This is a genomic window from Synechococcus sp. (assembly GCF_982614295.1).
In genome coordinates this window covers 1-12,845 of sequence record NZ_CEXBMR010000037.1, presented here as the reverse complement: position 1 = coordinate 12,845, position 12,845 = coordinate 1, and the positions used below count along the sequence as shown (strand labels likewise).

The 12,845-nt window shown below is 47.5% G+C and carries 10 protein-coding genes and 2 pseudogenes; 11 read left to right on the top strand and 1 reads right to left on the bottom strand.

Going from position 1 to position 12,845, the window contains the following annotated elements:
- Positions 1–114: 114 nt before the first annotated feature.
- From AC2JC8_RS07260 to AC2JC8_RS07240, 5 genes are all read left to right on the top strand, one after another.
- A complete protein-coding gene (locus AC2JC8_RS07260) occupies positions 115–2,052 on the top strand; it encodes an IMS domain-containing protein (protein ID WP_484401045.1) in 1,938 nt (645 codons plus the stop codon).
- 11 nt (positions 2,053–2,063) lie between these two features.
- Complete coding sequence (ffh, locus tag AC2JC8_RS07255; RefSeq protein ID WP_484401046.1) at positions 2,064–3,500, top strand: signal recognition particle protein; 1,437 nt, start codon at positions 2,064–2,066, stop codon at positions 3,498–3,500.
- A 49-nt stretch (positions 3,501–3,549) separates the two neighbouring features.
- Positions 3,550–3,984, top strand: a complete 435-nt coding sequence (rpsP, locus tag AC2JC8_RS07250) for a 30S ribosomal protein S16 (protein WP_484401048.1) — start codon at positions 3,550–3,552, stop codon at positions 3,982–3,984.
- 11 nt (positions 3,985–3,995) lie between these two features.
- Complete coding sequence (locus AC2JC8_RS07245) at positions 3,996–4,922, top strand: PhoH family protein (RefSeq protein WP_484401049.1); 927 nt, start codon at positions 3,996–3,998, stop codon at positions 4,920–4,922.
- Between the two features lie 71 nt (positions 4,923–4,993).
- Positions 4,994–5,728, top strand: coding sequence for a Bax inhibitor-1/YccA family protein (locus AC2JC8_RS07240; RefSeq protein WP_484594432.1), 735 nt, complete (start codon positions 4,994–4,996; stop codon positions 5,726–5,728).
- Positions 5,729–5,743: 15 nt separating this feature from the next.
- Here AC2JC8_RS07240 and AC2JC8_RS07235 read toward each other — a convergent pair whose 3' ends face one another.
- Complete coding sequence (locus tag AC2JC8_RS07235; protein ID WP_484401051.1) at positions 5,744–6,244, bottom strand: hypothetical protein; 501 nt, start codon at positions 6,242–6,244, stop codon at positions 5,744–5,746.
- A 73-nt stretch (positions 6,245–6,317) separates the two neighbouring features.
- Here AC2JC8_RS07235 and era point away from each other — a divergent pair, with 73 nt between their 5' ends.
- From era to AC2JC8_RS07205, 6 genes and pseudogenes are all read left to right on the top strand, one after another.
- A complete protein-coding gene (gene era, locus AC2JC8_RS07230; RefSeq protein WP_484594431.1) occupies positions 6,318–7,256 on the top strand; it encodes a GTPase Era in 939 nt (312 codons plus the stop codon).
- A gap of 182 nt (positions 7,257–7,438) precedes the next feature.
- A pseudogene (locus AC2JC8_RS07225) lies at positions 7,439–9,289 on the top strand (esterase-like activity of phytase family protein); the annotation flags it as partial.
- The gene (locus tag AC2JC8_RS07220) at positions 9,275–10,621 is read left to right on the top strand and encodes a choice-of-anchor I domain-containing protein (RefSeq protein WP_484594437.1); all 1,347 of its coding nucleotides are present in this window, start codon (positions 9,275–9,277) and stop codon (positions 10,619–10,621) included. The pseudogene AC2JC8_RS07225 and the gene AC2JC8_RS07220, both read left to right, overlap by 15 nt.
- Before the next feature lie 50 nt (positions 10,622–10,671).
- Positions 10,672–11,145 carry a phycobiliprotein lyase gene (locus AC2JC8_RS07215; protein ID WP_484401053.1) on the top strand — a complete coding sequence of 158 codons (474 nt, stop codon included), beginning with the start codon at positions 10,672–10,674 and terminating at the stop codon, positions 11,143–11,145.
- Entirely contained in the window at positions 11,145–11,834 is a 690-nt protein-coding gene (gene trmD, locus AC2JC8_RS07210) for a tRNA (guanosine(37)-N1)-methyltransferase TrmD (RefSeq protein ID WP_484401054.1), read from the top strand. Before AC2JC8_RS07215 ends, trmD begins: the two co-directional genes overlap by 1 nt.
- Positions 11,835–12,044: 210 nt before the next feature.
- Positions 12,045–12,845: pseudogene (locus tag AC2JC8_RS07205) on the top strand (tyrosine-type recombinase/integrase); the annotation flags it as partial.

Here is a 12,845-nt window from a genome sequence, read left to right as displayed (position 1 = left end):
GGGTAGAGCCTGCGGCAGCAGCGGTTTCGCTGGTCATGGCACCCTGGCCCCATTAAAAAACAAACTTTACCGTTGAACCAACGTAAACTTCGAGCCTCTTAAAGCATCCAGCACTTGGAGCTACCCCTCGACCATTTTCGTTTGCTGGGAGTAAGCCCCGTAGTTGCCAGTGATGGCGTATTGCGCACCCTGCAACAACGCTTAGATCGCCCCCCCGGCCCAGGCTTTAGCCAAGAGGGCCTTAATGCTCGCGCTGAGTTATTGGAACTCAGTGCAAATCTTTTAGCGGATGAAGAACGGCGTCAAAACTATGAACGCTTGGTTACCGAACAAACAAACGAAAGCGCCGGCATTTTTCCAGCTCTTGATATTCCCTCCAATTTGGAGGTGGGCGGCTTAATTCTATTAATGGAATCAGGCCAAGCAATTGAAGCTTTTGAAGGGGCCCGCAAGGCCCTGCAGCCGCCCCAGGCACCAGCGCTCGGCAGCAGCAGGGAACTAGATCTCTCGCTACTTGCGGCCTTAGCTTGCCAGCAGGGGGGCAGTGAACGGAAACACGAACGCCATTACGAAACAGCAGCTCTGTTGCTGCAACAAGGAATCCAGTTACTGCAACGCATGGGGCAGCAACTTGAGCGGCGTTTAGCGCTTGAAGCGGATCTTCAAGCCTTACTGCCTTATCGGGTGCTCGATTTATTGAGTAGACCCCTCACCGAAAGCCTCCAACGGGAGCTGGGTTTGCAGTTGTTGCAGGAATTGATCAATCGCCGCGGTGGGCTTGATGGTGAATTGGATCCCAGTTTTTCCCAGGAAGCTTTCCAGGCTTTTTTCCAACAAATACGTAATTTTCTAACTGTTCAAGAACAGATTGATTTGTTCTTAAAAATGGCTGAAGCCGGTTCGGTTACAGCTGATTTTCTTAGTGCCTATGCCCTCACCGCCTCTGGATTTGCGCAACGCAAACCAGAAAGGATTGAAGCGGCTTTAGAACGATTAAAAACCCTCCATGAAGTGGGGGTGGAGCCGGAAATTGCCTGCTTGCAATTACTTCTTGGTAATACAAAAGCAGCGGAATTGCATTTCCAACGCGGTAGCGACCCTGAATTGGAACATTGGGCTAAAGAACAGGGCGATGATCCCTTAGCTGGTGTTTGCGCTTATTGCCGCGATTGGCTGGAGCGGCAGGTTTTGGCTTGCTACCGCGACCTAGAAGCAGATCCTGACCTTGAAGCATATTTCGCTGATCGCGATGTGCAGGCCTATGTGGAGCGCAGCGATCGCCGTCGCCTGCATGGCCTTGAGCCGCAACATGAGCCCATCACTAATTTTGAATTCATACCAACCCCCAGTGCTGATGAACTGGAAGAACTCTTAGATAATCCCGCCGCTGAAATTAAACAATTACCCCAACTAAATCTGCAGGAACGTGTGCAGCAGGCCAAAACCTGGTGGGAAACTCGCCGCTGGAGCCGCAATCAACGCTGGTTAGCCATTGGGCTTGCCATGGTTGCCACAAGCGCAATCGGTTTAAACCTCGGACGCAAACAAGAGCAAGCTCCAGTTATTCCGAAAGAAGCTCTTCTGCTGCCACCGCCGCCGGTTGCTGTATTGCCTAGCGCAGAACAACTGCCAAACCCGGAAAAGTTGCCAAGCCCGGAAAAACCACCAAACCCAGAACAAGCAACCCGTGAGGTGCTCGAGCAATGGCTAGAGGCAAAAGCTGATCTGCTAGCAGGTGGCAATGATCAAGCGATCTTAAGCAAACTAGCTTCCGCCAAACTCGTTAATAATGTTGTTGATAATCGTGCTGCCGATGCAAACCAGGGCCTTAGCCAACGGATATCCGCCAAAATTGAAAAATTCAATGTTGTAAGTAACAGCCCAATTCGCCTCGAAGCGCAAGTTGAGATTCTGTACTCAGAAGATTTGCTTGACGCAAAGGGCAAGGCTTTAAAACAAGATGCCGCCATTACCTTAAATAACACCTATGTGTTTATTCGCCCAAATCCGAAGCAGGCGTGGCAGCTGGCGGATTTTCGTTCTAGTAATTAAGGAGCTAATTGATGTTTGAAGAACTTTCCCAGCGCTTTGAAGATGCCGTTCGCGGTTTGCGCGGCCAAGGGGCTATCAGCGAAAACAACGTAGATGCCGCACTAAAAAGTGTTAGGCGTGCACTGATTGAAGCTGATGTGAGCCTGCAGGTGGTGCAGGATTTTGTTGCTGATGTGCGCAGCAAAGCCCTTGGCGCTGAGGTGGTGCGCGGTATCAGCCCCGACCAACAATTTATCAAGTTGGTGCACAACGAATTAGTAGAGGTGATGGGGGGTGCGAATGCGCCTCTGGCTCAAGCAGCAACAAAACCAACAGTTGTTTTAATGGCAGGCCTGCAGGGGGCAGGTAAAACAACAGCCACCGCGAAATTGGGGCTGCATTTAAAAGAACAGGGCCGTAAGGCATTGCTGGTGGCAGCCGATGTGTACAGGCCAGCCGCCATCGAGCAGTTACAAACCTTGGGGCGGCAAATCGATGTGGAGGTATTCAGCCTTGGGGCTGATCAAAAACCAGAAGATATTGCTGCTGCAGGGGTTGCCTATGGCCGCGAGCAGGGTTTTGACACGGTTGTTGTAGATACCGCCGGCAGGCTCCAAATCGATACGGCGATGATGGCTGAGATGGTGCGTATCCGCACTGCCGTAACACCGGATGAAGTGTTGCTGGTGGTGGATTCAATGATCGGCCAAGAGGCGGCTGAACTCACACGCTCCTTCCATAACCAGGTGGGTCTTACTGGTGCTGTACTCACAAAATTGGATGGCGATAGCCGCGGTGGCGCCGCTTTATCGATTCGCAAGGTGAGTGGTGCGCCGATCAAATTCATCGGCACCGGTGAAAAAGTAGAAGCTCTACAACCTTTCCATCCAGAGCGGATGGCTAGCCGCATCCTTGGCATGGGCGACGTTCTCACCTTGGTGGAAAGGGCGCAAAAGGAAGTGGAAATTGCCGATGTGGAAAAGATGCAGCGCAAGCTGCAAGAAGCCTCATTTGATTTTTCCGATTTCGTTCAACAAATGCGCTTAATCAAACGCATGGGCTCCCTAGGGGGGTTGATGAAAATGATTCCAGGCATGAACAAAATCGACGATGGCATGCTCAAGCAAGGGGAAGCCCAGCTCAAACGAATCGAAGCAATGATCGGCTCGATGACGCAACAAGAAAGAGAAAATCCCGATCTTTTAGCCTCTCAACCCTCGCGTCGCAAGCGCATCGCGGTGGGTAGCGGCCATAAACCCGCAGAGATGGATAAGGTGCTTGCCGATTTCCAAAAGATGAGGGGCTTCATGCAACAGATGAGCCGAGGCGGCGGAATGCCCGGAATGCCAGGAATGCCAGGAATGCCCGCTATGCCCGGTATGCCAAATATGGGGGGGCAAAAAGCACCAGGGAAACCAGCAAAGGCCTATAAACCAGAAAAAAAACGCAAAGGCTTCGGCCAGCTCTAACCTCCACCAGTTATGGTGGATGATCCCTGTTTACGCCCACTTAGTCACGATGATCAAGCTCCGCCTGAAGCGTTTCGGTAAAAAGAGGGAAACGAGCTTCCGGATCGTGGCTTGCAATAGCACCAGCCGCCGAGACGGACGTCCGCTCGAGGAACTGGGTTTTTACAATCCGCGCACCAATGAAACCCGCCTTGATACAGAGGGCTTGCGTCGTCGCTTAGATCAAGGCGCCCAACCATCAGACACCGTAAGGGGACTGCTGGAAAAAGGCGGAATGATTACAAAAACTATTCGCGCTGCTGAAACCGTTGGTAAAGCAAAACAAGCTGCTGCCCGTGAAGCAGAGCTAAAAGCAGTAGCAAAAGCAGCAGCAGAAGCAAAAGCGGCTGAACTTGCCGCCGCAGAAGCCGCCAAAGCAGAAGCTGCCGCTGCGGCTGCCGCAGAATCAGAAACACCAGCAGAAGCTGCTCCAGAAGAAGCCTGACCCCTCCTCCCATGGAAGGGCAGGAGCGCAAACGCTTCGCGATTGATCTACCAAATCAAGCAGCTGCTTTATCCCTTGCCGGCGAAGCAGAAGCAAATCTGCGGCGCATCAGCGAATTAACCGGAGCCCAATTGGTACTAAGGGGTTTGCAGCTTCATATAGATGGCAAGGCGCAACAACTTGAGCAGGCAGCTGCAGTAGTTGAATTGCTTAGGCCCCAATGGATTGAAGGTGAATTCATTAGCGCCGCTGATCTAGATACCAATCTTCAGGCTTTAGCAAGCGGTAGAGGCGCTGAACAACGCCAATTGAACCAGCAGGTATTAGCCCGCAGCCAAAGTGGAAAATTACTAAGACCACGCACTTTGCGGCAGCGCAATTATGTGGAGGCGATGCAAAACCATGAACTCACCTTGGCGCTTGGCCCTGCAGGCACTGGTAAAACTTTTCTAGCGGTAGTGCAGGCGGTGCGCTGCCTGCAGGAAAGAAGAGTGGAGCGCATAGTGCTTACAAGGCCAGCTGTAGAAACAGCAGTAGATCCCCACCTGCGACCTCTCTACGACGCATTTCATAGTTTGCTCAGCCCAGAACGCACCACTGCATTAATTGATAAAGGTGTTATTGAGGTGGCTCCTTTGGCCTACATGCAAGGGCGCACCCTGGCTGATGCATTCATCATCCTTGATGAAGCGCAAAACACCACCTGCGCCCAGATGCAAATGCTGCTCACCCGCCTTGGTGAAAATTCACGCATGGTGGTGGCTGGTGATCCAAGCCAAGTAGATCTTCCCCATGGCCAAGATAGTGGCCTTGTGGAAGCGGCAAAACTACTAGAAAACCAAGAAGGAATTGCAATTTGCACCCTTACTGCAGCAGATGTGGTGCGTCACCCTTTGGTGCTGGAAATAGTGGAGGCATACGCCAACAAGCGGCGGTGATCCGCACACCAATAGGTGTCAAAAGCCCCTTAAGGCTGGCAGCATATAAAGGTAATTAATCAGGAAGTGCCATGCCGGCCAGCAGTAATTTCAGAGAAGCGATCCGGGATGCTCAAAGCAGCGCCCTTGTTGGTCCCAATGTTGTAAATCGCGCCTTGCCCTATGTGGGCGGCGGCATGGTGCTCACCTCAGTTGGAGTGCTTGGCGGTTTAACAATGATTGCAACACCAATTTTTATGCCCCTGTTTTGGGTGGCATTGATTGGTAATTTTGTCCTATTTTTTGTAGCTCAGAATGTAGCACTTAAAGGCAATAACGCCACTGCACTGCCCCTTTTGGCGGTTTACAGCTTGGTAACTGGGTTCACTATAAGTGGCCTTGTAGCTATGGCGATCAGCAGCCCTGCAGGTGTTGGTGGAGTAGCAATTGCAGCCCTATCAACCGGGATCACATTTGTGATTGCTTCTGTTGTGGGACGCCGCATGAGCGACAGCGTTGGCCAAGCCCTAACAGCGGTGGTGGGTTTGGGGATTGTTGGCCTATTAATTGCGATGGTGGTGCAATTTATTGGTGGTATATTTGCCCCTGGAATGTTTATGGGCGGTGGTTTTGAATTAATGATTGCCGGTTTTGGTACGGTGATCTTTATTGGTGCAGCATTCGTTGATTTCTATACAATGCCGCGCACTTACAATGATGATCAATATCTAGCGGGTGCTTTGGGCATGTATCTAACTTATGTAAACTTATTTATTTTCATTCTGCGTTTAATCATTGCCCTAAACGGTGGTAGCCGCCGCGATTGATTTAATCTCAATTTATTAATCAGCTACTGATAACACAGCCGCCTTAATGGCGGCTTTTTGTTCGTCGTCGTATTGCCAGCGATCCAAAAAAGCAACATCGCTACCAATACCATCTGTGGCAGCAAGCAAAGTTTCAAGCCTGATTTTTACCGCTCCAGATTCTAGATTTTGCAGCAATTCTCGGCTGCGGCGTTGCACTCTTTCTGAACCTAAGCATTGATCTTCTGCGCCAACGCGCCGGTGATAAACAGCCATAGCGGTGCTCATAGCTAAATTACGGGCCGTTAAATCCACCACTTCTTCCCCTGCAGCCCTGAGGGCAATCAGTAATGGTTCAGGTAATCGATCCATCAATGGATTTTCTGCTGGCAAACTCACCACAAAGAAACCGCGGGCGCCATCACGGCTTGTGAGCAACTGCGCAACCTTATCTGCCAGCACCTCATCGCTGAGATCGCCCTGCTCCCAGGTGCCACACCAGAGGGCTGCTGCTTCCATTGCTGCTTCAAAACTCATCGCAAAAGCTAAAACTATTCACCAAGGTTATGGGGTTTAAGCACTGCCTTGCTCAAGCCAGCACACTAGGTAGATGCAGATTCCAATACCGGCAACTGAAGATGTGCTTTGGAGCCCAACGCCAGAGGGCTTTCGCTCGGGATTTGTTGCCTTGATCGGGAGGCCCAATGTGGGTAAATCCACCTTGTTAAACCAGTTGGTGGGCGAAAAAGTAGCGATCACCTCACCGGTAGCCCAAACCACCCGCAATCGCCTTAGGGCAATACTCACAACCGCCACAGCGCAGCTTGTATTACTAGACACGCCTGGAATTCACAAACCGCATCACCTACTAGGTGAAAGGCTTGTGCAAACAGCACGCAACAGCATTGGCGAAGTGGATGTGGTGCTTGCTTTGATGGATGGCAGTGTGCCGCTTGGACGCGGTGATCAGTTTGTGCTTGATTTACTAAAACAAATACGTCAACCGGTATTACTGGGTCTTAATAAACAAGATCTTGTTAATACAGAAGAACAACAAGAATTATTTAATAGCTATCAAGATGCTTTACCAGAAGCGCCATTATTACCATTTAGCGCCACTACAGGCGATGGCTGCAGTGCCTTGGTAGAAGCATTAGAACCATTGCTGCCCCTAGGGCCAATGTTATATCCAGCTGGCACAATCAGCGATCAGCCAGAAAAACTGCTTTTGGCAGAACTAATACGCGAACAGGTTTTGCATCTAACAAGGGAGGAAATTCCCCATTCGGTAGCAGTGCAGATCGAACGGTTAGAGGAAGATGGGCCACGCACCGCAATTCTTGCCACCGTGATGGTGGAACGCAGCAGCCAAAAGGGAATACTTATCGGCAAAGGCGGTGCCATGCTCAAAGCAATCGGCACCGGAGCCCGGCTGCAGATGCAAAAAGTATTTGATGGGCCGGTATATCTAGAATTATTTGTGAAGGTGGTGCCCCATTGGCGCCAGAAACCAGGCAGGTTGGCGGAACTCGGCTACCAAGGGGAATAAGGGGCGGGGAATCAATTTAAAAACTATAATCAAATAAAAATCAATACTTAACCAAAGCTTGATTTTTTCTTATTCCACACATAATAAATTAACACTTTAATAAAAGAAGTTAAATTTCCAAAATGTCCAATCATATTTCGATGGAAAGCCTCAGCACATTGTGATTATCTGCTGGCGGAGCAGAGATCAGTGCTTATCACAGCTCTGCAAAACTTGTATTCACCATAGGAGGTACTAATAAATTATCAGTAGTAGATTTCAGCAATCCTTTTGCTCCAGCCCTCAAAGAAGTAATTAGCTTGATCGGCAATACAAATAGTGTTGCTGTAAACAAAAATGGACTTGTAGCTGTCGCTTTAGAGGGAGAAGGTGAAGGGAAATATGCGCCGGGAAAAATTAATTTTTTCACAGTTTCAGGAACGGGCAGCAGCGCGAAGATAACTGCAGCAGGCTCAGTTGTTGTTGGTGTTCTTCCCGATTCAATTGCATTTACTCCTGATGGCACCAAATTAATTGTAGCCAACGAAGGAGAACCCAATGAGCTTTACACAATTGACCCCGAAGGATCAATTTCAGTAATTTCAATCAATGCAACATCTCCAGGTAGTTCCACTGTTTCATCAATTGGATTCACGAATTACAACGGCCGAGAAGCTGAATTAAGATCATTAGGCATCCGAATCACAGGGCCAGCTGGTACAACAGCAGCCAAAGATCTAGAACCTGAATATGTTGCGGTTAGCCCAGATGGAAGCAAAGCCTACATTACTTTTCAAGAAAATAATGCACTTGGCGTAGTCAATCTAAGTGGTACAGGTTCTCCATCATTAGCTTCTTTGCGCAGCCTAGGTGTTCAGGATTATGTCAGGGGACAAGCCAGTATCACTAACTACAAGGTAAATATTGCTAGCCCTGGCACCACAAGCGCAGGGGCAATAGTTCCAGGTGGTGGACTGTCAGGTCTATTCTATACAGGCACAGATTCATTGGGCAGATTAACATTTCTTGCCCCTGCAGATAGGGGACCCAATGGCGATTCAACTAGCAAAGATGTAATTAAAGCTGACGGAACCGCAGGAACTGATGGCGTTTTAGAAAAAGTACGTCCTTTCCTACTTCCCGATTATCAAGCAAGGTTCTACAAACTTGCATTGGACGAGAAAACAGGAATTGTATCTACAACTGGTGAAGTAAAACTCTTCCAAAAAGACGGTATTACTCCAATCACTGGCCGCTCCAATGGCAAGGCAGACGAAATGCCAGTTGACGCAAATGGCAATCTGTTGGCATACGACAGATATGGAGCAGATCTTGAGTCAATAGTTCAAGACAAAGATGGAAATATCTGGATGAGCGACGAATATAGACCAGCAATCTATAAAGTTGATTCCACTGGCAAATTGATTGAACGTTATGTTCCTATTGGTGCTGGTGTTGATGCTGGCCTAAGTGCTGATTCATTAGGGAAAGAAACTCTTCCGGCTGAATATGCAAAACGCCAATCAAATCGAGGCTTTGAGGGCTTGGCCTACGATGCCGCCACTAATAAATTGTGGGCCTTTGTACAAAGCCCACTAGCTGCAACAAACGCCACAGATGCTAAAAAGAGTTCACTTATAAGAATTCTTGAAATAGATGCAACTACAGGTGTTCCTTCGGCTGAATATTTATATCCAATGGCCGGCAAGGCTACCGTTGCACCTGATGAAGCAATTTACGAAAACAAAGTAGACAAGATTGGTGATGTGGCCTATGACCCAAGCCGCCAAGTATTCTATGTTCTTGAGCGAGATTCAACGCTAGGGGCCATCAGCTACAAGCAAGTTTTTGAAGTTAGCTTAAAAGGTGCCACTAATATACTAGGCAACTCGATTGCCAATGAAGAAAATATAAGCATTGATTCTTTGATCGCCCAAGGCGTAAAACTGCCTAGTAAAGTTCTGATTACTAACTTAGCAAGTGAAGCCTATATCCCAGGCGATAAGCCCGAAGGTCTTGCGCTACTTAGCGACGGACGCATGGCCGTTATAAATGATAATGATTTTGGCATAACATCCCTTGATGCAACTGGATACACAGCTCTGAGCGAAGCCGAAAAAGCAAAATACAAATTAGCATCAGATATCAATGGATCAAAAACCTATGTGTGGGCAAATCCTGCCGATGCAAACATACAACTCGGCATAGTAAGCTTTACCCCAACAGGAATAGATCCCAGCGATAAAGATGAAATTATAAAACTGCTCCCCAACCAAAATATATACGGACTGAGGATGCCTGATGGCATGTCAACATTCCAAGCCAAGGGGTTGGATGGAACAATTCAAACATTTACAATTTTTGCCAATGAAGGTGACGGCAGAGGTCGCCCAACTAAAGAAATTGTTAGTGGTGGAGTAACCATAGAAGAAGAATCCATATATCTCGATGAGGTCCGCAGTGGTGTTACCGGCTCTGCCCCTGACGATAGACTAAAGATACTAAAAGATCTGGGCAACTACGACTCCAGCACAGCCACCTATGAACAGAAGTTCTCCATTGGTGCTCGTTCCATTAGTATTGCCGATTCATTGGGTAATATCGTTTGGGATAGCGGTAATCAATTAGACCAAGCTGCCATAACAGCAGGTGTATACAGCGACAAAAGATCCGACGACAAAGGTATTGAGCCTGAAAATCTAACCGTTGCAACAATTGGAGCTAAAACATTTGCATTTGTGGGTCTAGAGAGAGCCACCTTGAGTTCAATCGCAGCCTTCGACATCACTAACCCTTACGCCGGAAAACTCGTAGATTTTCAAGTGTCTGGAAGCGGAATAATTTCCCCTGAGGGTTTGTTAGTTATACCAGCAGCTCAAAGCCCGAATGGAAGAGACCTACTAATTGCTAGCAATGAAGTTAGCAAAGATTTAGAGGTGTTAACACTAACACCAGGTTTCAATCACAATCGCTATTTAGATCCCCTAACAGGCATGCATCTATTTACAGCAAACCCAACAGAGGAATCTTCCTTAATTAAAAGTGGTTGGAAGTTAGAAGGTGGGGCTTGGAATCTACTGCAAGCAACCGGCGGAGAAAGCGCAACTATTGCTGAGGTTCATCGCCTCTACAACCCAAATAACAAAGATCATCTGCTTACCTTGAGCGATGCTGAAGTTACTTCAGCTAAAAACCTTGGCTACCTATATGAAGGTGTTGCGGGTAGAGCCTTATCTATTCCCTCTTCAGGAAGCAGTGGTTTTACAGCTGTACAGAGGTTCTTTAAGCCATCAAGCGGCGAACATTTCTACACAGCAAGCAGCGCTGAAGCAGCAAGCCTGTCTGGCCTAGGTTTCGTTAGCGAAGGTGCTGCCTGGATGTTCTAGTAAGGGAGGGCAACAAGCGATGATGGAAACATCGCAAATTAATCAGCTCTGTGACAGATAACAGCAAGCCATTTCAACCCGTTAGCGCTGTAGAGCTTATGGAGCTATGCGGTGGGAACTGGTTGAGCTTGCGATCACGCTATAAACCCGATCAGGGCGAAAGTAGTTGGGAAGAAAGCGAGAGGGCTGAACTGCATTGGCAATGGCTGCCTGCGAAAACTGGCGATGCAGAAGGGCAGCTGGGATCATTGCAACTACAGAATCCAAACACGCCATCCAGGCAGCTTATTTTTTTTGCAAATGGCCGCTTTCAAGATGATGGTGGCATTTGCGGCTGTTGGCGTTTACAACCGGAGGCGCAATTAGAAATTGAACATCAAGTTGGTGCTAGAAAAATGCAAGAAACAATTTGGTTTCAAAAACCTAATTTACGTTTACGTAGCCTTTTGATTTGGAATGCTGAAATTTTAGAAGCATCACAATTTTGTTCTGAAATCCGCCGCGTAAGTAGGCCACCTAGCTGATGCGCATTGATGTGTTGAGCTTGGTGCCAGAAGCGTTTGCACCATTAACTGAATTGGGGGTAATCGGCCGTGCTTTTAGTTCAGGAATTGCAAGTTTGTATTGCCATAATCCTCGTGATTACACCACTGATCGCTACCGCAAGGTTGATGATGAACCCTATGGCGGTGGGGCCGGGATGGTTTTAAAACCAGAACCGGTATTTGCCGCCTTTCAAGCAATCCCAAAACAGGGGAGCTGCCGCAGCCTACTAATGACCCCTCAAGGGATTCCATTACAGCAGCAAAAATTGCAAGAATGGGCAGATAATTACCAACAATTAATTCTTATTTGCGGGCATTACGAAGGCTTTGATGAACGTATTCGTGGTTTAGCAGATGAAGAGGTGTCGTTAGGTGATTTTATACTTACTGGTGGTGAATTACCAGCAATGACGATTATTAATGGGGTAGTTAGGTTGTTACCAGGCACTGTTGGCAGTGCTGAATCATTAATTGAAGAAAGCCATAGTGCTGGATTATTAGAACATCCCCATTACACGCGCCCAGCAGAATTTCAAGGCCAACAAGTGCCAGAGGTATTGCGTAGTGGCGATCATGGTGCCATCGCACGCTGGCGAACCCAACAGCAACAACAACGCACCCGCGAACGTCGGCCAGATCTCTGGGCAAAATGGCAGGCGCAACAATGAATAAGCCCACCTATAGTTGCGTTGCAATAACCGGTTAGAATCAAATGGGAAGAGAACTTCGGTTTCAGAAAAGTAAGTCTGCAATTTCTACGATTAATCAACCCTGATGAATATCCGTATTGGTAATGGTTACGATAAAGCGTCAAAAATGGGGATATAACTGGGTTTATGCCCTAGAATACTGACTAACAGATTAGTAACAAGTCAGTCATGGAGAGGGCAGTATCCACTGATGACTACCAGGAAAACACCAAAAAAACCAACCAGGTAGAAGCACTCTCCACACTTTTGGAAGAAGCAGGACTGGATCCTGCTGACCTACTTACAGCAATCACAGCGCTCGCAGAAGCAAAGAAAGCAATAGCAACGCCAGCAGAACAAGGTAAGAGCATTTACCAAGATAAGGAACTGGTATATGAAGACGAAAGTGCATTTGTGTATCGTCGGGGAGACACCACTAACAAGGTTTATTATTTAAGGTATTACGACAAAAAGACAAAGAAACCATATATTAAATCATTAGGAGAAATAGATAGAGTCAAAGCACTAACAAAAGCAAGACTGATATACCAAGACCTAAAAGGAAAGGTAAATAGAGGTGAAAGACTCAAAACCATTACGACAGAAGAACTGATAAAGATACATTTAGATCAGTACCAAAAGAAGATTACAAAGATCCCAAAACAAGGTATTACACCAGAAACATATAAACTAAAAAAATATTTCTGCTCTAACTGGTTGGAATATTTAGAGCATATCAATATGTCCAAAAGGTCTATTGATCAAATAAAACCTGAATGGACAAGGGATTATGGATACTGGTTGCTGAAGAAACCAAGACCAGACGGCACTACTCGTGGTGTAGAGCAGATCAATAACAGCATCACTGAAATCACAAAAATGTATTTGAGTGTTGCGGTAAGAGATCGGTACATAAGTAAAGACCAAGTACCCGAAATAGATAGACTCAAGCAGCAACCAGATGAATCGTACAAAAGAGACATACTCTCG

What these genes read in the sequence shown, in the direction of transcription:
- AC2JC8_RS07245 (WP_484401049.1), top strand. Translation starts at nt 3,996, where the DNA reads ATGGAAGGGCAGGAGCGCAAACGCTTCGCGATTGATCTACCAAATCAA.
- trmD (WP_484401054.1), top strand. Translation starts at nt 11,145, where the DNA reads ATGCGCATTGATGTGTTGAGCTTGGTGCCAGAAGCGTTTGCACCATTA.
- rpsP (WP_484401048.1), top strand. Translation starts at nt 3,550, where the DNA reads ATGATCAAGCTCCGCCTGAAGCGTTTCGGTAAAAAGAGGGAAACGAGC.
- AC2JC8_RS07235 (WP_484401051.1), bottom strand. Translation starts at nt 6,244, where the DNA reads ATGAGTTTTGAAGCAGCAATGGAAGCAGCAGCCCTCTGGTGTGGCACC.
- AC2JC8_RS07240 (WP_484594432.1), top strand. Translation starts at nt 4,994, where the DNA reads ATGCCGGCCAGCAGTAATTTCAGAGAAGCGATCCGGGATGCTCAAAGC.
- ffh (WP_484401046.1), top strand. Translation starts at nt 2,064, where the DNA reads ATGTTTGAAGAACTTTCCCAGCGCTTTGAAGATGCCGTTCGCGGTTTG.
- AC2JC8_RS07220 (WP_484594437.1), top strand. Translation starts at nt 9,275, where the DNA reads ATGGCCGTTATAAATGATAATGATTTTGGCATAACATCCCTTGATGCA.
- era (WP_484594431.1), top strand. Translation starts at nt 6,318, where the DNA reads ATGCAGATTCCAATACCGGCAACTGAAGATGTGCTTTGGAGCCCAACG.